This is a genomic window from Oerskovia jenensis (assembly GCF_016907235.1).
Lineage (GTDB): Bacteria > Actinomycetota > Actinomycetes > Actinomycetales > Cellulomonadaceae > Oerskovia > Oerskovia jenensis.
Genome location: NZ_JAFBBO010000001.1, coordinates 4,283,986 through 4,305,639, shown reverse-complemented (window position 1 = coordinate 4,305,639; position 21,654 = coordinate 4,283,986). Strand labels below are relative to the sequence as shown.

General features: G+C 72.7%; 17 protein-coding genes. 7 read left to right on the top strand and 10 right to left on the bottom strand.

Annotation, left to right across the window (positions count from 1 at the left end; all coding sequences use genetic code 11):
• Positions 1 to 36: 36 nt before the first annotated feature.
• Together JOD49_RS19195 and JOD49_RS19190 are read left to right on the top strand one after the other, a co-directional pair.
• Complete coding sequence (locus JOD49_RS19195) at positions 37 to 1,074, top strand: LacI family DNA-binding transcriptional regulator (protein ID WP_307822656.1); 1,038 nt, start codon at positions 37 to 39, stop codon at positions 1,072 to 1,074.
• Positions 1,075 to 1,282: 208 nt separating this feature from the next.
• Entirely contained in the window at positions 1,283 to 3,088 is a 1,806-nt protein-coding gene (locus tag JOD49_RS19190; protein ID WP_205308575.1) for a glycoside hydrolase family 13 protein, read from the top strand.
• Between the two features lie 143 nt (positions 3,089 to 3,231).
• Here the strand turns inward: JOD49_RS19190 and dusB are convergent, their stop codons facing one another.
• Together dusB and JOD49_RS19180 are read right to left on the bottom strand one after the other, a co-directional pair.
• A complete protein-coding gene (dusB, locus tag JOD49_RS19185) occupies positions 3,232 to 4,443 on the bottom strand; it encodes a tRNA dihydrouridine synthase DusB (RefSeq protein ID WP_372441344.1) in 1,212 nt (403 codons plus the stop codon).
• 93 nt (positions 4,444 to 4,536) lie between these two features.
• The gene (locus JOD49_RS19180; protein ID WP_205308574.1) at positions 4,537 to 5,925 is read right to left on the bottom strand and encodes a glycine--tRNA ligase; all 1,389 of its coding nucleotides are present in this window, start codon (positions 5,923 to 5,925) and stop codon (positions 4,537 to 4,539) included.
• A 300-nt stretch (positions 5,926 to 6,225) separates the two neighbouring features.
• Between JOD49_RS19180 and JOD49_RS19175 the strand changes: the two genes are divergently transcribed.
• From JOD49_RS19175 to JOD49_RS19155, 5 genes are read left to right on the top strand one after another with little or no spacing between them, the layout of a single operon-like run.
• Positions 6,226 to 7,245 (top strand): metal ABC transporter substrate-binding protein, encoded by a 1,020-nt coding sequence (locus JOD49_RS19175; protein WP_205308573.1) that lies wholly within the window; start codon positions 6,226 to 6,228, stop codon positions 7,243 to 7,245.
• A complete protein-coding gene (locus JOD49_RS19170) occupies positions 7,242 to 8,126 on the top strand; it encodes a metal ABC transporter ATP-binding protein (RefSeq protein WP_205308572.1) in 885 nt (294 codons plus the stop codon). The genes JOD49_RS19175 and JOD49_RS19170 overlap by 4 nt, the downstream gene beginning before the upstream one ends.
• Before the next feature lie 23 nt (positions 8,127 to 8,149).
• Positions 8,150 to 9,055, top strand: a complete 906-nt coding sequence (locus JOD49_RS19165; protein WP_205309110.1) for a metal ABC transporter permease — start codon at positions 8,150 to 8,152, stop codon at positions 9,053 to 9,055.
• Complete coding sequence (locus JOD49_RS19160; protein WP_205308571.1) at positions 9,043 to 9,438, top strand: Fur family transcriptional regulator; 396 nt, start codon at positions 9,043 to 9,045, stop codon at positions 9,436 to 9,438. Before JOD49_RS19165 ends, JOD49_RS19160 begins: the two co-directional genes overlap by 13 nt.
• Positions 9,435 to 10,223, top strand: a complete 789-nt coding sequence (locus tag JOD49_RS19155) for a DedA family protein (RefSeq protein WP_307822655.1) — start codon at positions 9,435 to 9,437, stop codon at positions 10,221 to 10,223. The genes JOD49_RS19160 and JOD49_RS19155 overlap by 4 nt, the downstream gene beginning before the upstream one ends.
• A gap of 5 nt (positions 10,224 to 10,228) precedes the next feature.
• On the opposite strand, the gene JOD49_RS19150 is transcribed toward JOD49_RS19155, so the two are convergent.
• The 8 genes from JOD49_RS19150 to JOD49_RS19115 all read right to left on the bottom strand — a co-directional run bounded on the left by JOD49_RS19150 (position 10,229) and on the right by JOD49_RS19115 (position 21,628).
• A complete protein-coding gene (locus JOD49_RS19150; RefSeq protein ID WP_205308570.1) occupies positions 10,229 to 10,606 on the bottom strand; it encodes a VOC family protein in 378 nt (125 codons plus the stop codon).
• Positions 10,607 to 10,739: 133 nt separating this feature from the next.
• Complete coding sequence (locus JOD49_RS19145; protein ID WP_205308569.1) at positions 10,740 to 11,537, bottom strand: isoprenyl transferase; 798 nt, start codon at positions 11,535 to 11,537, stop codon at positions 10,740 to 10,742.
• Positions 11,537 to 12,301: a DNA repair protein RecO gene (gene recO, locus JOD49_RS19140; RefSeq protein WP_205308568.1), complete on the bottom strand. Its 765-nt coding sequence runs from the start codon at positions 12,299 to 12,301 to the stop codon at positions 11,537 to 11,539. The genes JOD49_RS19145 and recO overlap by 1 nt, the downstream gene beginning before the upstream one ends.
• A 150-nt stretch (positions 12,302 to 12,451) precedes the next feature.
• Positions 12,452 to 14,227: a 2-isopropylmalate synthase gene (leuA, locus tag JOD49_RS19135; RefSeq protein ID WP_372441366.1), complete on the bottom strand. Its 1,776-nt coding sequence runs from the start codon at positions 14,225 to 14,227 to the stop codon at positions 12,452 to 12,454.
• 325 nt (positions 14,228 to 14,552) lie between these two features.
• Positions 14,553 to 16,613: a DUF7937 domain-containing protein gene (locus JOD49_RS19130; protein ID WP_205308566.1), complete on the bottom strand. Its 2,061-nt coding sequence runs from the start codon at positions 16,611 to 16,613 to the stop codon at positions 14,553 to 14,555.
• Positions 16,614 to 16,699: 86 nt separating this feature from the next.
• On the bottom strand, positions 16,700 to 18,352 hold the full coding sequence (locus JOD49_RS19125) for an outer membrane protein assembly factor BamB family protein (RefSeq protein WP_205308565.1): 1,653 nt from the start codon (positions 18,350 to 18,352) through the stop codon (positions 16,700 to 16,702).
• Between the two features lie 124 nt (positions 18,353 to 18,476).
• A complete protein-coding gene (locus tag JOD49_RS19120; protein WP_205308564.1) occupies positions 18,477 to 20,048 on the bottom strand; it encodes an outer membrane protein assembly factor BamB family protein in 1,572 nt (523 codons plus the stop codon).
• Between the two features lie 32 nt (positions 20,049 to 20,080).
• Entirely contained in the window at positions 20,081 to 21,628 is a 1,548-nt protein-coding gene (locus tag JOD49_RS19115; RefSeq protein ID WP_205308563.1) for an alpha/beta hydrolase family protein, read from the bottom strand.
• Positions 21,629 to 21,654: the final 26 nt, after the last annotated feature.

The window sequence follows — 21,654 nt, the reverse complement described above, 5'->3', positions numbered from 1 at the left end:
GGACGAGGAGGTCCGGTGTCCCCTACACTCCCCCACGTGCGTACCCGTCTCACAGATCTGGCCGAGCAGGCCGGCGTCAGTACAGCGACGGTCTCGCGCGTCCTCAACGGCAAGGTCGGCGTCGCGAGCGAGACGCGCCAGGCGGTCCTCGCGGCCCTCGACCTCCTCGGGTACGAGCGGCCCGAGAAGCTCCGCAACCGTTCGGCCGGCCTCGTCGGCCTGATCGTCCCGGAGCTGACCAACCCCGTCTTCCCCGCGTTCGCCCAGGTCATCGAGTCGCTGCTCTCCGAGCACGGCTACACGCCCCTGCTGTGCACGCAGTCGCCGGGCGGCACCACCGAGGACGAGTACGTCGAGATGCTGCTCGACCACGCGGTCGACGGCATCGTCTTCATCTCCGGCCTGCACGCCGACACCCAGGCCAGCCACGAGCGCTACGAGCGCCTGCGCAGCCGCGGGATGCCCATCGTGCTGGTCAACGGCTACGCGCCGGGCGTGGACGCCCCGTTCGTCTCTCCCGACGACGTCGCGAGCATCGAGCTCTCGGTGCGCCACCTGCAGTCGCTGGGCCACCGCAAGATCGGTCTCGCGATCGGCCCAGGCCGCTTCGTCCCGGCCCAGCGCAAGCTCGCGAGCTTCGCGGACGCCCTCGTGCGCCACGGGCTCGCGGACGACACGGACCAGGCCGCCGAGCACATCGTGGTCACGCTCTTCACGGTCGAGGGCGGGCAGGCCGCCGCCGGCGAGCTCATCGACTCGGGGCACACGGCGATCGTGTGCGGCTCGGACCTCATGGCGCTCGGCGCGATCCGCGCCGCGCGCTCGCGGGGACTGCGCGTCCCCGAGGACGTGTCGGTCGTCGGCTACGACGACTCGCCGCTCATCGCCTTCACGGACCCCCCGCTCACGACCGTGCGCCAGCCCGTCGCCGCGATGGGCCAGGCGGCCATCAGCGCGCTGCTCACGGAGATCTCGGGCGACAGGGCCCCGCGCTCGGAGCTCCTGTTCCAGCCGGAGCTGATCGTGCGCGGATCGACGGGCGCCGCACCGAACGGCCGACTCGACAACCCCTAGCCGTAAGCGCTTACACTCGGACGACGGCTCACCGCGACGGCCCGTTTCTCCTGTCGCGTCCGCAGCCGCCGTTCCGGTGGTCCCCGAGGCGCGCTCGCGCCCGGAACCTCGCACGGAGCATCGCGCCGCAGGCGGCGCGTGACCCCGCGACCATCACCCAGAACTCGCAGCACCCAGCCACACCCCGCACAGTGAGGACCTGTACTCCATGTCTCGTATCGATTCGATCCCGGCGGCCGAGGTCGACGCCGCCTCGGCACTGACCGCCACCCAGCTCGTCCACGCGGCCCACGAGGGCCCCGGCGAGTGGTGGCGCGACGCCGTGATCTACCAGGTCTATCCGCGGTCCTTCGCGGACGGCAACGGTGACGGGATCGGCGACCTGCCCGGAGTGACCGCACGCCTGCCGCACCTCAAGGCCCTGGGGATCGACGCCGTCTGGCTCTCGCCCTTCTACCGGTCCCCGCAGAAGGACGCCGGCTACGACGTCTCCGACTACCGCGACGTCGACCCGCTGTTCGGCACGCTCGCCGACTTCGACGAGATGCTCGCGACGGCCCACGGCATGGGCATCCGCGTCATCGTCGACGTCGTCCCGAACCACACCTCGGACCAGCACGCCTGGTTCGTCGAGGCGCTCGCCGCGCCCGAGGGCTCGCCCGAGCGCGCCCGCTACCTGTTCCGCGAGGGCAAGGGCGAGCACGGCGAGCTTCCCCCCAACAACTGGCAGTCCATCTTCGGAGGCCCGGCCTGGACCCGCGTGACCGCTGGCGCGAACGCGCACGTCGTGACCGGCGCCGAGGGCGAGGTGCCCGGCCAGTGGTACCTGCACATGTTCGACTCGACCCAGCCCGACCTCGACTGGAGCAACCCCGAGGTCCGCGCCGAGTTCGAGGACGTCCTGCGCTTCTGGCTGGACAAGGGCGTCGACGGCTTCCGCATCGACGTCGCGCACGGCATGGTCAAGCAGGACGGGCTGCCCGACTGGGACGGCTCGGTCTCGATGGTCGAGGGCACCGACGCGGGCGCGCCCGAGGACGGCTCCACGGGCGCCGGCAACTCCGGCCCCATGTTCGACCAGGAGGGCGTGCACGACATCTACCGCGCCTGGCACAAGGTCCTCGCCGAGTACGACGGCGACCGCGCCCTCGTGGCCGAGGCCTGGGTCGAGCCGCTCTCGCGCCTGGCCCGCTACGTGCGCCCCGACGAGATGCACCAGGCGTTCAACTTCTCGTTCCTGACGACGGCCTGGGACGCGGCCCCGCTGCGCGCCGTCGTCGCGGCGTCGCTCACCGCGTCCGACGAGGTGGGCGCCCCCACGACCTGGGTGCTGTCCAACCACGACGTCGTGCGCCACCCCTCGCGCCTGGGCCTCGCCGAGCCGGGCCTGCGCCCCAACGGGATCTTCGCGCACGAGCCCCAGCCCGACGAGGAGCTCGGCCTGCGCCGCGCCCGGGCCGCGAGCCTGCTCATGCTCGGCCTGCCTGGCAGCTCGTACCTGTACCAGGGCGAGGAGCTCGGCCTGCCCGAGCACACCTCGCTGCCGAACGACGTCCGCGAGGACCCCGCGTTCTTCCGCACCGAGGGCGCCGAGGCGGGCCGCGACGGCTGCCGCGTGCCGCTCCCCTGGTCGGCCGACGCCCCCGGCCTCGGCTTCGGACCGTCGGGCGAGACCTGGCTCCCGCAGCCCGAGTCGTACAAGGCCCTCGCCGCGGACGCCCAGTACGGCGTCGCCGGCTCGACGTTCGAGATGTACAAGGCCGCGCTCGAGATCCGCAAGGCCGAGAACCTCGGCGCGGGCTCGCTCGCCTGGGTCGACGCCTACGCCGACTCCACCGACGTGATCGCGTTCCGCAACGGCGACGTGGTCGTCCTGGCCAACCTGGGCTCCGAGCCCGTCGTCCTGCCCCGCGGCGCGCAGGTCCTGGTCGAGAGCGGCCCCACGGTCACCGACCGCAGCGCCGACCCGCAGGTCCGCGTCCCGGTCGACACCACGGTGTGGTTCCGCGCGTGACCTGCTAGCCCTCGTCGTCCGGGGGCCCGTCTCGCCGCGCGCGACCGACGGACCCCCGGACACGTGGCGCAGCACGTACGACGACGGCCCGGTGCCGGAGGAGTCCTCCGGCACCGGGCCGTCGTCGTACGTGCTGGCGGGCCTCAGCCGCCGGAGACGCTCAGCTCGGCCTCGCGCAGCTTCTCCTCGAACTCCTCGGAGAGCTCGCGCGAGTCGAGCCAGCCGTAGGGCAGGTGCGGCTTCTTGGGCGAGCCCGCGCGGCCGCGCTGCCCCTCGGCGGCCTCGCCCGGGTAGGGCTGGTCGAGGTCGAGCGCGTCGAGCTTGCCGCGCAGCTCCTCGAGGGTCGAGACCATCGCGAGTCCCTGACGCGCCTCGCCGCCCACGGCGTACCCCTTGAGGTACCAGGCCATGTGCTTGCGCAGGTCGCGCATGCCCTTGCCCTCGTCGTTGCCGAAGTACTCGATCATGAGCTCGCCGTGGCGGTAGATGGTCTCGGCCACCTCGCGCAGGCCGGGCGTCACGCGCACGTCCGAGCCGGAGAAGGCGGCGGCCAGGTCCGCGAAGAGCCAGGGGCGCCCCTGGCACCCGCGCCCGACCACGACGCCGTCGCAGCCCGTCTCGCGCACCATGCGCACGGCGTCCTCGGCCGACCAGATGTCGCCGTTGCCGAGCACCGGGATCTCGGTCACGGTCTCCTTGAGGCGTGCGATGGCCGACCAGTCCGCGGTGCCGCTGTAGTAGTCGGCCGCGGTCCGGGCGTGCAGCGCGACGGCCGCGACCCCCTCGCGCTGGGCGATGAGCCCGGCCTCGAGGTAGGTCAGGTGGTCGTCGTCGATGCCCTTGCGCATCTTGATCGTCACGGGCACGCCGTACGGCTCGGCGGCCTTGACCGCTGCTCGGACGATCGAGGTGAACAGGTCCCTCTTCCAGGGCAGCGCCGAGCCGCCGCCCTTGCGCGTGACCTTGGGCACGGGGCAGCCGAAGTTGAGGTCGACGTGGTCGGCCCGGTCCTCGCCCGCGATGATCTTGACCGCGGCCCCGACGGTCGCGGGGTCCACGCCGTACACCTGGGCCGAGCGCGTCGACTCGTCCGGCTCGAACGTGACGATGCGCAGCGACTCCTCGTTGCGCTCGACGAGTGCGCGGCTGGTCACCATCTCGGCGACGTACAGGCCCGCGCCGTGCTCGCGGCACAGCCGGCGGAAGGCGGCGTTGGTCACGCCGGCCATGGGGGCCAGGACGACGGGGGTCTCGACGACGTGGGGCCCGATCCGCAGGGGCGGCAGCACGTGTCCGGTTGCGGGCGCCGGGGTCTCGGGCGCACGCGTGGCGTCGGAAAGGGTGGGGAGGGTCACCAGGCCATTCTCCCACCAACCCCCGGCAGGAGAAAAAGGGCCGCCGTCCACGGGTGGACGGCGGCCCTTCTCCGGCCCCGGAGGGCGGGCGTGCTAGGCGCCGAGGAGGCGGGCGCCCAGGTACGCGGTGACCTGGTCGAGCGCGACGCGCTCCTGGGCCATGGTGTCGCGGTGACGGATCGTCACGGCCTGGTCGTCGAGCGTGTCGAAGTCGACCGTGATGCAGAACGGCGTGCCGATCTCGTCCTGGCGGCGGTAACGACGGCCGATCGCCCCGGCGTCGTCGAAGTCGACGTTCCAGTACTTGCGCAGCTCGGCGGCCAGGTCGCGCGCCTTGGGCGAGAGCTGCTCGTTGCGGCTGAGCGGCAGGACGGCGGCCTTGACGGGCGCGAGGCGCGGGTCGAGGCGGAGCACCGTGCGGACGTCGGTGCCCCCCTTCGCGTTGGGCGCCTCCTCCTCGTGGTACGACTCGACGAGGAAGGCCATGAGCGAACGCGTCAGGCCCGCGGCGGGCTCGATCACGTACGGCACGTACTTCTCGTTCGTGACCGGGTCACGGTAGGTGAGGTCCTTGCCGGAGTGCTCGGAGTGCGTCTTGAGGTCGAAGTCGGTGCGGTTCGCGACGCCCTCGAGCTCGCCCCACTCGGAGCCCTTGAAACCGAAGCGGTACTCGATGTCGACCGTGCGGGTCGAGTAGTGCGACAGCTTCTCCTTGGGGTGCTCGTACAGACGCAGGTTGTCGCGGTCGATGCCGAGGTCGACGTACCAGTTGGTGCGCAGGTCGATCCAGTACTGGTGCCACTCCTCGTCCGTCCCGGGCTCGACGAAGAACTCCATCTCCATCTGCTCGAACTCGCGCGTGCGGAAGATGAAGTTGCCCGGCGTGATCTCGTTGCGGAACGACTTGCCGATCTGCCCGATGCCGAACGGCGGCTTCTTGCGGGCCGCGCCGACGACGTTCTGGAAGTTCACGAAGATGCCCTGCGCGGTCTCGGGGCGCAGGTAGTGCATCCCGGACTCGTCCTCGACGGGGCCGAGGTACGTCTTGAGCATCATGTTGAAGTCGCGGGGCTCGGTCCACTGACCGCGGGTGCCGCAGTTGGGGCAGGCGATCTCGGCGAGGCCGCCCTCGGGGGCGCGGCCCTTCTTCTCCTCGAACTCCTCGATCATCTGGTCCTCGCGGAACCGCTTGTGGCACGAGAGGCACTCGGTGAGCGGGTCGGTGAAGACGCCGACGTGGCCCGAGGCGACCCAGACCTCGCGCGGGAGGATCACCGAGGAGTCGAGGCCCACCACGTCGTCACGGCTCGTGACCATGGTGCGCCACCACTGCTTCTTGATGTTCTCCTTGAGCTCGGTGCCGAGCGGCCCGTAGTCCCAGGCGGACCGGGTACCGCCGTAGATCTCGCCCGAGGGGAAGACGAACCCGCGCCGCTTGGCGAGGGAGACGACGGCATCGAGTCGAGAAGGCGCAGTGGCCACAGTTGATCACTCCATGAAGATCGTGCGTAGCCCGCACGTGGCTTCGTGCGGGACGTTGCGGGACGCCGGCACCCCGGCCGTCGCCGTGAGGCGGGCGGGCCCTGGGCACCAACGTCCCAGGTTACTCGGTCTTTCCTGGCGAGGCGGCGCGCGGCGGGGTGGCATGCGACGGCACAGGGTGAGACGCGGGCCCGACGGCGAGCGGCGCCGTCGGGCGGGCAGGTCGCCCTGGGACCGTGTCGGCCAGGCCACACCGACCCTTGTTGACATTCGTTATCAATATCAGTGACGATAGGTGCCATGCCCCGCCGACTCCTCCGCTCCCGCGCTGCCCTCGCCACGTCCGTCGCCCTCGCGGCGACGCTCACCCTGGCGGCCTGCGGATCCGGGGGCGCCTCGGGCGGTGGCGGCTCGGGCGACTCGGACACCCTCGACGTGCTCGCCTCGTTCTATCCCCTGCAGTTCGTCGCCGAGCGCGTGGGCGGCGACCGGGTCTCGGTCTCCAACCTCACCCCGCCCGCCGCCGAGCCCCACGACCTCGAGCTCTCCCCCGCCCAGGCCCGCTCGATCGGCACGGCCGACCTCGTGGTCTACCAGTCGGGCTTCCAGGCCGCGGTCGACGAGGCCGTCGAGGCGCGTGACCCGGCACACCTGGTCGATGCGACCGAGGCCGCCGGGCTCGAGGAGCACCCGGGAGAGTCGACCACGAGCACGGGGACGGCCGCCGAGGACGAGCACGCCGCGCCCGACGGCCACGCGGACGACAGCCACGCCGACGACGGGCACGACCACTCGTCGGCGGGCGGCCTCGACCCGCACTTCTGGCTCGACCCCACGCGCCTGGTCCCGGTCGCCGAGCAGGTCGCGGCCGAGCTGACCGCGGTCGACCCCGCCGGCGCCGACGAGTACGCGGCCAACCTGACGGCCCTCACGGCCGACCTGACCGCCCTCGACGCCGAGTACGAGGCCGGCCTCGCGAGCTGCGCGAGCCCCTACCTCGTCACGTCGCACGAGGCGTTCGGGTACCTCGCCGAACGCTACGGGTTGGAGCAGATCGGGATCACCGGGATCGACCCCGAGGCCGAGCCCTCCCCCGCCCGGCTGCGCGAGGTCGCCGACATCATCCGCGACCACGGCGTGACCACGATCTTCTTCGAGACCCTCACGAGCCCCAAGGTGACCCAGACCCTCGCGCAGGACGTCGGCGTGCAGGCTCAGGTCCTCGACCCGCTCGAGGGTCTGAGCAAGGACGGGACCGACTACCTTGGCGTCATGCGGACCAACCTGGAGGCGCTGCGCACCGGCCTGACCTGCGCATGAGCACCTCACCCCTGACCCCCTCGACCGAGCCCACCACCACTCGGCCCGCAGGAGCCCCCGCGATCGAGGCCCGCGGCGTGCACGTGCGCCTCGGCAGCAGCGACATCCTGCGCGGCATCGACCTCACGGTCGAGCGCGGCGAGGTCGTCGCACTGCTCGGCGCGAACGGCTCGGGCAAGTCGACGCTCGTGAAGTCCCTCGTGGGCATCGTCCCGCTCGCGGCAGGCCACGTCCGGCTCCTCGGCGCCGAGCTCGGCCCCCAGGTCCCCTGGGCGCACCTGGGCTACGTGCCGCAGCGCGTCTCGGCCCAGACCGGCGTCCCCTCGACCGCGGAGGAGGTCGTCGCCTCGGGGCTGCTCCACGGCCGCCGCATCCGCCTGCCCCGCGGCTGGCGCGCCACGGCCCGCGAAGCGCTCGATCGCGTGGGCCTCGCCGACCGGGCCCAGAGCGCCGTCCACGAGCTCTCGGGCGGCCAGCAGCAGCGTGTGCTCATCGCCCGCGCGCTGGCCCGCAGCCCCGAGCTGCTCATCCTCGACGAGCCCGTGGCCGGTGTCGACCAGCCCAGCCAGGAGGCGTTCGCCGCGACGCTCACCGAGCTGACGCGCGGTGGCATGACCGTCCTGGTCGTCCTGCACGAGCTCGGCACGCTCGCGCCCCTCATCCAGCGGTGCGTGGTGCTGCGTCACGGTCTCGTGGTGCACGACGGCGCCCCACCCCAGGCCACGGCCGCGCACGCCGGCCCCGACCACCAGCACCTGCACCCGCACGGGGACGACACCGAGCACGGCGCCTCCGCCGGGATCGACATGGGCCTGATCGACGCCCCGCTGACCCGCCACAACCCCACCCCCGCCCGCATCGACCGTGGAGCCGCCTCGTGAACGCCCTCGACGAGCTGGTCGGGATGCTCTCCGACCCCTTCATGCAGCGCGCGCTGATCGCGGCCGTGCTGGTCGGCGTGACCGCGCCCGTCATGGGGACCTACCTCGTGCAGCGCAAGCTGTCGCTGCTCGGCGACGGGATCGGGCACGTGGCCCTCACGGGAGTCGCTCTCGGCTGGCTCGTCGGCGGCGCCATGGGCGTCGTGCCCGACGACGCGCTCGCCATCCCCGGGGCGGTCGTCGCGGCCGTGATCGGCTCGGTGGTCATCGAGATCGTGCGTGAGCGCGGCCGCACGAGCGGCGACGTGGCCCTGGCCCTGATGTTCTACGGCGGCATCGCGGGCGGTGTCCTGCTCATCGGCGTCGCGGGCGGCAGCTCGGGCAACCTCATGCAGTACCTGTTCGGCTCGATCTCGAGCGTCTCCCCGACCGACCTGTGGCTGACCCTGATCCTGGGCGTGCTCATCCTCGCGGTCGGCATGGGGCTGCGCGCCGCGCTGTTCGCCGTGAGCTACGACGAGGAGTTCTCGCGGGCCTCGGGACTGCCCGTGCGGGCGCTCAACATCGCGATCGCCGTCATCGCGGCCCTGACCGTGACCGTGGCCATGCGTGTCGTCGGGCTGCTGCTCGTGAGCGCCCTCATGATCGTGCCCGTCGCGATCGCCCAGCTCGTCACGATCTCGTTCCGGCGGACCATGGCGCTGGCCATGGTCATCGGCGTCGTGGTCTGCGTGGTCGGACTGTCCGTCACGTACTGGCAGACTCTGTCCCCGGGGGCCACGATCGTCGTCCTGGCGATCGCCCTCTACGCGGTCGTGGCGGTCCTGCGGCCCGTGCTCGTGCGGCGCAGGCCGCGCACGTCGCACGACCCGCACCCCGACATCCCCGACGACGTCCACGTGGAAGGTGGCGAGCGATGCAGCGCATGACCCGTCAACGGGCAGCGGTCTCCGAGGCTCTGGAGGACCTGCCCGACTTCCGCAGCGCGCAACAGCTCCACGAGCTGCTGCGCGCTCGCGGCGACGCCGTGGGTCTGGCGACCGTCTACCGCACCCTGCAGACCATGGCCGACGGCGGCGACGTCGACGTCCTGCGCACCGAGGACGGCGAGAGCCTGTATCGCAAGTGCGAGCGTTCCGAGCACCACCACCACCTCGTGTGCCGCTCGTGCGGCAAGGCGGTCGAGATCGACGGCCCGACCGTCGAGACCTGGGCCTCCCAGGTGGGCGCCGTCCACGGCTTCACGGACATCCAGCACACGATCGAGCTGTTCGGCACGTGCGAGGCGTGCCGCGCGAAGCAGGTGTCGTGAGCGTCTCGCTCCTGGGCCCGACGGCGTCGCTCGCCTCCGCGTCGTTCGTCCCGGCCGCCGCCGGGGTCGTCACGGCGGCCGACGAGTCGACGGGGATCTTCGCGATCGACGGCGTCCCGTACTGGGTCATCTACGCCGCGGCCTTCGCGATCGTGTTCGTCCGGGCGCAGGCCACCTACTGGGTCGGTCGCGGGGTCGCTCGCGGGACGGGCAACACCCGGTGGGCGCAACGCCTCGAGAGCGAGCGGGCCCGGCGCGCGATCGCCACGATCAACACGTGGGGACCCATCGCGGTCACCCTGTCGTTCTTCACGGTCGGGGTCCAGACCGTCATCAACCTCACCGCGGGCTACACCCGCATGAGGTTCTCGCGCTACCTCGCGGCGCTGCTCCCGGGCTGCGCCATCTGGGCCGCCATCTGGACGACGATCGGGATCGCGGCGTTCAACACGGCCGTGCTGCTCGCGGCCCGGAGCCCGGTCGGGCTCGCGGTGCTCGTGCTGCTCGTGGTCGCGCTCGTGGCGTGGATCGTCGTCGCCTCGCGTCGTCGACGCGCTCGTTCCGCACAGGGCGACGAGGCCCCCGCGGCCCTCGCGACGCCGTCGGGCAGCGTCGGCGCACCGGTCGCGGCCGAGGCGACGGACACGCCGCCCGGGACGACCGGGAGCAACCCGTTCGGTGACGTGGCCGACCTGCTGCTCGACGTGCCGGGCGAGGCCCCCGGCCCCACCGGCCGCACGTCGGACGGCCCCTCGGGCGCGCCCGCGGCCCCCGAGCGCGACTGACCTCCTCAGGAGATCTCGGTCGCGCTCTCGTCCGCCTGGCCCACGCAGAACTGGTTGCCCTGCGGGTCCGCGAGCACCGTCCACCGGTAGCCGGGGATCGTGTGCTCGGCGACGTGCGTCGCGCCGTCCGCGACCAGACGGGCGACCTCCGCCGCACGGTCCGCGGCCGACGCGTCGAGGTGAAGCCTGTTCTTGCCGGGGGTCGGGTCCTCGACCTTCTGGAACCCCAGGACGGGCCCCTTGCCCTCCTGCGCGGGCACGACCTCGAGGAACCAGCCGTCGGCCTCGTCGATCACCTTCCCGCCCGTCTGCCGGGCCCACCACTGCGCCAACGGGCGCGGGTCGGTCGAGTCCACCGTGACCATGCCGATCGAGAGAGTCATACCGGGCACCCTAGCGAGAGGCACCGACACGCGCAGGCCCTCGGGGTCCGCGCGTCGAGGTGGAGGTCTCGCGTCGAGAAGGAGGCTCCAGGCCTTCCCCTCCACCTCGACGTCGGAGGACGTCAGGGACGTGTCAGGGGATGTCGGCCGCCTCGGTCGACCTGTCGACCGCCCCGCCGTAGCGCCGGTCGCGGCTCGCGTACTCCTCGACCGCACGCCACAGGCTGCGCCGGTCGACGTCCGGCCAGTGCTCGGGCAGGAAGACCATCTCGGCGTACGCGGCCTGCCAGATCATGAAGTTCGACGTGCGCTGCTCACCCGAGGACCGCAGGAACAGGTCCACGTCCGGAAGGTCGGGCTCGTCGAGGTACTTCGCGACGGTCTTCTCGGTGACCTTCTTCGGGTCGAGCCGACCCGCCGCGACCTCGCGGGCGATGGCCTGCGCCGCGTCCGCGATCTCGGCGCGCCCGCCGTAGTTCACGCACATCGTGAGCGTGCACGTGTCGTTGTCCTTGGTGAGCCGCTCCGCGTCCTCGAGCTCCTTGATGACCGAGCCCCACAGGCGCGGACGACGCCCTGCCCACCGCATCCGCACGCCCCAGCTGCTCATCTCGTCGCGCCGACGACGGATCACGTCACGGTTGAACTGCATGAGGAAGCGCACCTCCTCGGGCGAGCGCTTCCAGTTCTCGGTCGAGAACGCGTACGCCGAGACGTGCTTGACGCCGATCTCGACCGCGCCGGCCACGACGTCGAGCAGAGCAGCCTCGCCCGCCTTGTGCCCCTCGGTGCGCGGGAGCCCCCGCTCGTTGGCCCACCGGCCGTTGCCGTCCATGACGATCGCGACGTGGTTCGGCACGAACCGCGCCGGGATGTTCGGAGCCGTGGCCCCCGACGGGTGCGGCGGGGGCGGCTGGATCGGTCGACCCATCAGGCCGCTCCCCCGCCCCTCGGGGTGCCCGCGTCGTCTCGTTCCACCATCCGCAGTGATCGCAACGTTCTCTCCAGGTGATATTGGCTGTAGGCGGCCACGAGGCCGCTGGCTTCCTTGCGATGACGCACGTCCGACACGTCCGCCACGTCCCACTCGCCCGCGAGCAGCGCAGCGAGCAGGGAGAAGGTCTCAGGGGCCGGGGACGTCGACCCCGGCGGCCGGCACCGCGAGCAGACCGCGCCGCCCAGGGCCACCGCGAACGAGCGGTGGGGTCCTGGCTCGCCGCACCGCGAGCAGTCGGTGAAGCTCGGGGCCCAGCCGGCGACCGCGAAGGCACGCAGCAGGTAGGAGTCGAGCACCAGGCCCGGCGCGTGCGCGTGCGCCGCGAGCGAGCGCAGCGCCCCCGCGAGCAGCCAGAACTGCTGCACCGCCGGCTCCTTCTCGGCCTCCACGAGCCGGTCCGCCGTCTCCAGCATCGCGGCCCCCGCCGTGTACAGGCCGTAGTCCTCGCAGATCGCGCGCGCGTACGGCCCCACCGTCTCGGCCTGCGTCACGACGTCGAGCGTGCGGCCCACGTGGAGCTGGACGTCGACGAACATGAACGGCTCGAGCCGGGCCCCGAAACGCGACGACGTGCGGCGCACGCCCTTGCCCACGGCCCGGACCTTGCCGTTCTCCCGCGTGAGCAGGGTGACGATGCGGTCCGCCTCGCCCAGCTTCTGGGCGCGCAGCACGATCGCTTCGTCTCGGTAGAGGACCACTCCCCCATTGTCCGTCATGACACCGACGCGGCGGTGCACCGTCCGCCGTCGGACGCCCCCGTGCGTCCTGCACGGGAACCTGACCGAAGGCCCCCGGACGGACGACGGGTCCCGTGCCACGAGGCACGGGACCCGTCGTCGGACGAGGTGTCAGCCCTCGGAGCGCTCCACGCGGTTGACGGCCGAGACGATCGCCTTGAGCGAGGCCGTGGTGATCGAGGGGTCGATCCCCACGCCCCACAGGACCTCGTCGCCGACCTGGCACTCGACGTACGCCGCGGCCGTCGCGTCCCCACCCTCCGGGAGCGCGTGCTCGGCGTAGTCCAGGACGCGGACCTCCACGCCGACCTGCGCGATCGCGTCCACGAACGCCGCGACGGGACCGTTGCCCGAGCCCTCGAGCGTCAGGTGCTCACCACGGTCCAGCACGTCGACCGCGAGCGTGTCCGGGCCGTCCTCCGACGACACCGCACGCGTCCCGCGCAGCTTGAGCCGGCCCCACTGCTCCAGTCCCGACTCGGGCGCGACCGGCAGGTACTCGTCCGAGAAGATGCGCCAGATGTCGTCGCCCGTGACCTCCTGCCCGCCCGCGTCCGTGAATGCCTGGACGACGCGCGAGAACTCGATCTGCAGCCGGCGGGGCAGGTCCAGGTGGCGCTCGGACTGCAGCAGGTACGAGATGCCACCCTTGCCGGACTGCGAGTTGACACGGATCACGGCCTCGTACGACCGCCCCACGTCCTTGGGGTCGATCGGCAGGTACGGCACGCCCCAGACCAGGTCGTCGACACCCTTGCCCGCCGCCTCGGCCTCGGCCGCCATGGCGTCGAGACCCTTCTTGATCGCGTCCTGGTGCGAACCCGAGAACGCGGTGAAGACCAGGTCCCCGGCGTACGGGTGGCGCTCGTGCACCGCGATCTGGTTGCAGTGCTCGACCGTGCGGCGGATGCGGTCCATGTCGGAGAAGTCGATCTGCGGGTCGATCCCCTGGCTGAAGAGATTCATGCCCAGCGTGACCAGGCAGACGTTGCCCGTGCGCTCGCCGTTGCCGAACAGGCAGCCCTCGATGCGGTCCGCCCCGGCCTGGTAGCCCAGCTCGGCCGCCGCGACCGCGGTGCCCCGGTCGTTGTGCGGGTGCAGCGACAGGACGACGTTCTCACGGTGCGCGAGATGCCGGTTCATCCACTCGATCGAGTCGGCGTACACGTTCGGCGTCGCCATCTCGACCGTCGCGGGCAGGTTGATGATGACCTTGCGGTCGGGAGTCGGCTCGAAGACCTCGATGACCTCGTTGCAGATCTCCACGGCGAACTCGAGCTCGGTGCCCGTGTAGGACTCGGGAGAGTACTCGTAGAAGACCGTGGTCTCCGGGATGGTCTCCTCGAACTTGCGGCACAGCTTCGCACCGTTGACCGCGATCGCGATGATGCCCTCGCGGTCCGTGCGGAACACGACCTCGCGCTGGAGCCGAGACGTCGAGTTGTACAGGTGCACGATCGCCTGCTTGGCACCGCGCAGCGACTCGTACGTCCGGGCGATCAGGTGCTCGCGGGACTGCGTCAGGACCTGGATCACGACGTCGTCCGGGATGTGCCCGTCCTCGATGAGCAGGCGCACGAAGTCGAAGTCCGTCTGGGAGGCCGACGGGAAGCCGACCTCGATCTCCTTGTAGCCCATCTCGACGAGCAGCTGGAACATCTTCAGCTTGCGCTCGGCGTTCATGGGCTCGATCAGTGCCTGGTTGCCGTCCCGCAGGTCGACCGCGCACCAGCGCGGGGCCGCGTCGATGCGCTTGTCGGGCCACGTGCGGTCCGGCAGAGCCACGTCGAACTGCTCGTGGAACGGCTGGTACTTGTGCACGGGCATGCCGGAGGGCTGCTGTGCGGAGCGGGGGCTGGTCTGGGGGGTCTGCGCCGTGGTGCTCATCATGTCCTTCGCGATCTCTTCGTCGGTGCTGTTCAGCCGGCACACCAGACCACCGCGACGAGGATGCGGCCTAGAGGGCCTCGTCGCGGCAACGAAGGAGGAGCAGCTGAGTCACGTGCACGGTGCCACCTTACCCCCGTCCGCGGCGATGTTCCGGGACGTCCCGGTGGATGACACGCGCACGGCGGGCCGACGACGTCACGTGCGTGACGTCGTCGGCCCGCCGTCGAGCGGGACCGGGCGAGCGACACCGTCTGCCCACCCCGGGGCGGGGCGCCGGCCGGTCAGGGCCGGTCAGGGCCGGTCAGAGCCGGTCAACGGCCGGTCAGCGGCCCCGCGAACGCAGGGCGGCGTCGACCGCGGGGTCGCCGAGGTTGCCGAGCCACTCGACCAGCGCGGGGTACGTCGACGGGTTGGCCGCCACCTGGGGCCGCAGGTGCGGAGCCTCCTGGACGATCTGCGCGAGCACCTCGAGCGGCGTGGACGGGTCCAGTGCCTGAGCGGCGCTGAAACCGGCCGGCTGCGGGTCCTGGTACGGCGGCAGCACCGCGGTGTCACCCACGGGCTGCGCCGCGTAGCCCGGGCGCGCCGCGTACCCCGAACGCTCGGGGACGACCGGCTGCACGGGGTGCGAGGACGAGCCGCCCTGGGCCGGCAGGACCTGGGTCGGCTGGTACTGCTCGACCGGGCGAGCAGGCTGAGGGTCCTGCCGGACGGGCTGGGTCGGCTCCTGGCTGGGCTGGTAGCGGACCTGCTGCACGGGCTGGGCCGACGGGGGCTGCTGGGCAGCCTGCACCGGCTGGTCCGGCCGCGCCGCCTGGTCCGGCCGCGCGGGAGCGCGGACGGGCGTCGGGCGCGACGGTGCCGCGACCTGGTCGGGCTCGTGCTCGCCGGGCTCGGGGCCGTACCCGTCCGGGCCGGTCGCGTAGCTGCCGCTGCCGTACGGGCCGGCGACCGGCTCCGGCGCGGGCTTGGGGCGCGCCGGACGCGGCGCCGGCGGCTGCCACACGTACGCGCTCGGCGCGGCGTCGGCCCCGACGAGCGACGACGGGCGGTTCTCCGCGAAGTGCGTGCGGACCTCGGCCGGCACCGTGAGCGCGAACACCACGACGAGCGGCAGCCCGTACGCCAGCAGGAGCAGCGTCGTGCCGAAGCCGGCCCCGGGCTGGTTCGTCGCGACGATGAGGAGCACGATGCCGAGGATCGCCACGACACCCGCAGCGCCCAGGGCGAGAGTCCGCCCGGCCACGGCGTCGCGGGCGAGCGAGCGACGTGCCACGAGCGCGGCGCCCGCAGCGAGGAGCCCGAACACGATCGACAGGATCAGGACCGAGCCTCGCCCGCCGTCCGCGAGCGTGAAGACACCGGTCAGGGCAGTCCCGAGCGCGACGACGACGACGAGGTCGAGCGCGTGGACCGCGACGGCGACCCACGTCGAGACGGGCGACGACGAGGAGGTGGTCCGCGCGAGGGCCGGCGACGAGGCGACCGCCGCGGCAGCGGGGACGAGCAGCAGGCCGAACTGCCCGAGGGCGAACGAGTCGAAGCTGACCAGCAGGTTGCTGGTGTTCAGGACGAACAGCACCACGAGCGCGATCCCCAGCCCGACGAGCACGAGACGCCAGGCCTCGTCGCGGCGAAGGATCCCCCACACGGGCCACCCGACGAGCGCCACGGTGACCGCGCCGGCCACGAGGAACCGGAGCACCAGCAGGGCCGACACGCCCAGGGAGAAGGTGAGGAGGAAGGCGACGACCGCGCCGACGACCGCCACGCCGGCGATCACCGTCAGGACCAGCGTCCACAGACGCGAGGCCGCGCCGTCCTGCTCGACCGGGCCGAGCTCGGCCTGTCGAGGCTGGGCCGCGAGGAACGCCCCCGCAAGGCCCAGCGAGAGCGCCGTGCCGACGCCGCCCCAGCCGTTGTCCGTGGTCCGGTTCACGAGGTCGAGAACGATGTAGACCGCGGCCAGCAGCACGTACGGAGCGTTCGCGACGAGACGGGCGAGACGGGTCGTGTGCACCGTCCACGTCGTGGGCAGAGCACCGGTCCGCGCCAGGTACGGGAGCGCGAGCGAGAGCAGCGAGACCACCGTGACGAGGATGACCTCGACCTTGTCCGACGCCTTGTGCCCGACGTCCCACGGCATCGTGAGCGAGACGAAGAGCAGCAGGGCCGCCACGCCGTCCCGCACGTAGTCGCTCACGGGGATCCCGGCGAACGGGTTGCCCCCGACCGCCGCGGCCCGCCCCTGCTCGGCGACACGCGTCGGCTCCGAGGTGGCTCCGGTCGCGGACCCCTCGGACGACGGGGCCTGCGCGGACCCTCCGGCCGGGGTCCGTGAGTGCTGATCGGGACCAGGCCCGGGGTCGGTCTCGTTGGTCATCGCGTTCTCCCTACAGATCACCCCGGGCTCGCGTCGGTCGAGCGCCGGATCAGGCCACGACGGCCCCGTCAGTTTCTACCGGTAGATCACCGATGGCTCAAGTCTCCCACTCTGTACCTGCGCGTCCCACGACCCAGACGCACGACCTCGGTCCTCGTCACCGCGAACAGCGTCCCCTGCGCGGACACGACCTCGTAGTAGTCCCCGTCGAGGGCTCGGCGCCACTCGGTACGACCGTCGAACAGGCTCACGGACACGACGCTCGTCGAGGCACCGTCCGTCCCGCCGATCCCGTCGCCGACCGTCGCCAGGAGCACCGAGTCACCGTCGGTGAACACCCGGACGACCTCCGCGGGCAACCAGCGCTGCCAGATCTCACGACCGGTCCTGGACTCGAGCGCGAGCAAGCGCGACCCGGACTCCATCACCACGACGTCGTCGGTCTGGAGCCACAGCACCTCGGGCCACTCCTCCCGGTGCCAGAGCCGGCGCCCCGTGGTCGCGTCGTACCCGGTGAAGCCCGGCATCCGGACCACGACGACCTGGGGCGGGCCGCCATCTGCGACCTGGGGCACGAACGGCTCACCGGTCAGGCTGAACCGCACCCGACCGTCCGACCCGACGGCGTCGATGCGGTTCTCCCGCCCGGTCCGCCGGTCGTCGACCACCCTGACGGACGAGCCTCCGGGCAGACCGCCCTCCTTCAACCATCCCCGCGCCTGCGAGCTCGCGCGCTCGGTGAGCGCGTCGCCGCTCGTGTCGAAGGTCGTCGAGGAGCCGCCGGCCCGGACCTGCAGCAGTCCGCGCACCACGACCATCCCGACGTCGTCGGGTGGCACCGTCCCCGTCGCGGACGTGTCCGCCCCCGTGGACCCGACCGCGTCCGCCCAGCCCTCGGCGACCGCGACGGTGCGGATCCTCTCGACCGCACCGTCGAGCGCCCCCTCCCACGCGACGACGACGCCGCCCGCCCCGTGGGCGGCCGTCGCCACCCGCCCGCCCGCGAGCGGCACGGCCGCCACGACGCCGTCCGCCAGCCCACGCGACCCGACGACCGCTCCGGACCGGTCCAGGACCGTCACGAGGATCGGGAACCCGTCGTCGCCGCGACCGGCGACCGGAGGGGAACCGCGGACCGTGACGCACACGAGAGTCGAACCCACGACGTCCGGGTCGAGGAGGTCGGGGCCGCACGTGGTCGCCCCGGACGGCAGGTCGGCGGTCCACACCTCCTCGCCCGTGGTGAGGTCGCGGGCGGTCAGCGTCCCGTCCGTGCCGACGAGCACGACCTGACCCTCGACGGCCGCGGGCTGCGCTCCCCCCGTCGACGCTCGCCACACGGTCGCAGGCTCGCCCGCGACGGGCCACAGCCCTCCCACCTGGGCGGCAACCCTGTCGGCCCTCGCCCGTTCGAGGACCGCGCCCACCCCGAACGAGCCCCCCACGGCGCAGACCACGAGGACCGCACCGAGGACCACGTGGCCGAGGACGCCCCTCCTGGCGCCACGCGACCTGGGCGATCCGCTCCCGTCCACGTCCTCGCCGTGGCTGCGGCTGCGGCTGCGGCTGCGGCGGCGTCCCGCGGCGGCGTCGCCCCGGGGGTGCGCGGCACCCGTGACGACGCTCGCCCGCTGCCGAGGGGCCGCACCCGACGGCTCCGCGTCGAAGTCGTCGTCGAGCTCGGCCACCTCGACCAGCTCGACGGCGTGGGCATCATGCTCACGACGTCGTGGAGCCACTTCTCCACGGTAGTCCCGTTGTCCCGGCAGGGCGGGGCGAGGCCGCCGGGGGCGCGACCCGCCGGGTGGCGCGGTCGGGCACGGAGCCCACGACGAGCCGGGCGTCCCGACGCGGACAGGTCCGTCACCCGATCCCGAGCAGGCCGCCGTCGTCGCTCATCACGACGAGCCTGCCGCTCACAGCCATCCCCGAGATCACGGAATCCTCGAGCTCGCTCGACCACAGCTCGTGCCCGGAGTCCAGGGAGATCGCCGTGATGCTCGTCCCGCCCGACGCGCTCGTGCCCACCAGGTACAGGTCCGTGCCGTCGGTGTGCGACGACGTGTAGGTGCGGACCCCGGAGCTCTCCCAGAGGCGCTCCCCGGATCCCAGGTCGACGCCCCACAGCCGACCCGCACCCGACAGGACGCCGACGTCCCCCACCTGGGCGACCGGGGTGTCGACCCCGTCCCTGCTCCACAGGGTCCGCCCGGTGGCCGGGTCGAGCGCGGTCGTGCGCGCAGGGGCGATCTCCCCGGACTCGTCCATCACACCACCGCCCACGGTCACGAAGTACACCTTCGGCGGCGCACCGTCCGTCGTCTCGAACTCCTGGACCGTGCCCCGCGCGCGGAAGAGCTCCGTCCCGTCGCGGTCGAGGACCGTCGAGCCCCCGTCACGGTGCTGGACGCGTGCACGCCCGTCGCGCAGCGGTACGGTCCACGCCTCCTCGGCCCCGTCGACCGTCCCGCCGTCGGCGTCCAGCGTCACGAGGCGGCCCGCGACCGCGACCAGGAGGACCGACCCGCCGTCCTGCAACCCCAGGTAGCTCGCGTCCGCGCCGCTCCCGCGCTCCACGGCGATCTCCCGTGACCAGCGCGGCTCCCCCGTCGCCATGTCCTCCAGGTCGACCACCGCCTGGCCCTCGTCCCCCCACCTGACCGTGGCGATCCCGTCGTCGAAGACCGCCGCTCCCTGGGTCCCCTCGTCGAACGCGCGCGAGCCCGTGACCTCCCCGGTCGTGGCGACCATCACCTCGAGGCGCACGGGGACGAGGTGCTCGAACGTCCCCCCGGTCATCGGGACGGCCCGGATCTCGGACGTCGTGCAGACCAGCGGCCCCTCCTGGGCCCACCAGGTCCCGGTTCCCGAGCACCCGGTCAGGCGCTCGGCGGCCCCGCTCGGCTGCGGCGTCCCTCGCCACCGCTCCTGCCCCGTGACCGGGTCGTACCCGACCACCGGATCTCCGGGCACGACGAGCGTCCCGTCCACCACGGCCGGCTGGACCCACCGCATCCCCTGGAAGTCCTCCTGCGCCGGCCTCGGCGGGTCGATCCGCCACTCGACGGTCGCACCCGACCCCAGAGGCCGGACACCCCCGGCGGCGACGACGCGCTCGACGCGCGCGGACTCGTTCAGCTCCCCACGAACGACCCCGCCGCCGACGAGGAGTGCGACCACGGCAGCGCCCGCCCCGACCAGGAGGCCGGACCGGCGCGACCACGGCCGACGTGCGGCTCTCTCGTCGCCGGGCGCTCCGGCACCGGACGAGTCGTGCGACTCCCCCACCCCGGCAGGCCCCGGGACGGACGCTCCGCCGTCGGGAACCTCGCTGCGCGCAGGCGGGCCGGACGTCTCCAGGACGTCCTCGTCGACCTCCTCGATCGCCAGGACGCGCACGCGCGAACCCCCTGTTCCCCGCGCGCGTCGTCCCATGGGACGACCATAGGCGTCCGCGACCCCGCGCGTCAGATGCCCAGCTGGTACACACCCCAGTAGGCGAGGGTCACGAGGAGGATCGTCGAACCGGCGACCGTCGCCCACAGCGTCGTGCGGGCACCGACGCCGGTCGCCGGGCGCACCACGACCCCTCCCTCCGGGGAGGCGTCCACGGCCTTGTGCGCCGTCCGCAGGTCCGACAGGCGGTTGATGATGAACGCCGCGGCGACGACCGTCGCCAGCCCCAGGAGGCGCACGGCGACCCACCCGCCCTGGACCACCCACGCGTCCGTCCGGTAGTCGAGCGCCAGCCTCGCGACCGAGACCAGGTAGACGACGAGCCCCGCCATGGTCGCGACCGACCCGACCGCGAGTCCCACGAGCGGCCACCGGAGCCCGGGCGCGAGCCGACCCGGCGAGTGCGGCGTGCGGCGTACCCGGCGCACCGTCCCGGTCACGAGCCACACGAGCGGACCCACCACGAGCAGCGCACCGCCGACGATCACGAACCCGATGACGATGTCGCCGTTGCCGTACCACCGAGGGTTGGGCACGGCCGAGGCGAGGTAGAGCTGGTTCGGCTGACCACCCGCCACGGTCGGCGGGGCCCCCGCGGTGCCCGGGAGACCCTGGACCCACGCCGAGACGTCACGCGCGAAGTCCGGCACGAGGACGTCGTCGATCTTGATGCCGTGGTTCGCACCCTCGTAGTAGCGCACGGTCACGTCATGGTTCCCGTTCGCCCCCGCCTCGGCGATGATGCGCAGGGCCCCCTGCTCGATCGGCATCGACGGGTCGGCCGTGCCGTAGACCACGAGGGTCGGCACGTCGAGGCGCGCGAGGTAGGGCGTGACGTCGAAGTCCGCGTACTCGAACCCGCCCCCCGGCATCTCCATGCCCACCGCGCGCGGGATCGCCCGGAAGACGCCCTGGGGAACGCCCGTGTTGCGCAGGTACGAGTCGACCGCGAAGCCCGCCTGCTGCCGTGGCGGCACCACGGGCGCGGAGACCATGACCAGGAAGGACACGTCGGGGTCCTGGTCCACCAGGACCGGCGCGATCCACGTGCCCTCGGACTCGGCGTACAGCCCCACCCTGTCCGGGTCGACCGAGGGCCTGGTCCGCAGGAGGTCCACCGAGCGCTGGTAGTCGTCGGCCATGTCGACGTAGTCGCGGTGCCGGGTCGTGTACGTGTCGAGCCGCTTGGACGGCACGAGGGTCACGACGCCCGCGCTCGCCATGTCGGTCGCGACGTCGACGAACGCCTCGTCGGCCGCGCCCGTCCCGGCTCCGTGGAGGAACACCACACCGGGGAGCCCCTCCGGGGCGCCGACCGGTTCGCGCACGATCCCGTCGACGCTCGTCCCCTCGAGCCTGACCACGACCGGCGTCTCCCGGACCTCGTAGGTCCCCACGGGCTGGACGTCGGGTCCCTGGCCGCCGATGGTCGTGTCGGCGGTCGTGGGCTCGAGGTGGTCGGTGACCGGGACCGGGGACCACTGAGGACCGGTCACGGCCCCGACCAGGGCGAGGCCGATCGCGAGGGCGGCGCTCGTGGCCGCGGTACGGAAGATCACGACAGGATCGTCTCGCGGGACCGGGT

What these genes read in the sequence shown, in the direction of transcription:
- JOD49_RS19160 (WP_205308571.1), top strand. Translation starts at nt 9,043, where the DNA reads ATGCAGCGCATGACCCGTCAACGGGCAGCGGTCTCCGAGGCTCTGGAG.
- JOD49_RS19120 (WP_205308564.1), bottom strand. Translation starts at nt 20,048, where the DNA reads ATGGGACGACGCGCGCGGGGAACAGGGGGTTCGCGCGTGCGCGTCCTG.
- JOD49_RS19170 (WP_205308572.1), top strand. Translation starts at nt 7,242, where the DNA reads ATGAGCACCTCACCCCTGACCCCCTCGACCGAGCCCACCACCACTCGG.
- leuA (WP_372441366.1), bottom strand. Translation starts at nt 14,227, where the DNA reads ATGAGCACCACGGCGCAGACCCCCCAGACCAGCCCCCGCTCCGCACAG.
- JOD49_RS19130 (WP_205308566.1), bottom strand. Translation starts at nt 16,613, where the DNA reads ATGACCAACGAGACCGACCCCGGGCCTGGTCCCGATCAGCACTCACGG.
- JOD49_RS19145 (WP_205308569.1), bottom strand. Translation starts at nt 11,537, where the DNA reads ATGGGTCGACCGATCCAGCCGCCCCCGCCGCACCCGTCGGGGGCCACG.
- JOD49_RS19150 (WP_205308570.1), bottom strand. Translation starts at nt 10,606, where the DNA reads ATGACTCTCTCGATCGGCATGGTCACGGTGGACTCGACCGACCCGCGC.
- JOD49_RS19165 (WP_205309110.1), top strand. Translation starts at nt 8,150, where the DNA reads ATGCTCTCCGACCCCTTCATGCAGCGCGCGCTGATCGCGGCCGTGCTG.
- JOD49_RS19190 (WP_205308575.1), top strand. Translation starts at nt 1,283, where the DNA reads ATGTCTCGTATCGATTCGATCCCGGCGGCCGAGGTCGACGCCGCCTCG.
- JOD49_RS19175 (WP_205308573.1), top strand. Translation starts at nt 6,226, where the DNA reads ATGCCCCGCCGACTCCTCCGCTCCCGCGCTGCCCTCGCCACGTCCGTC.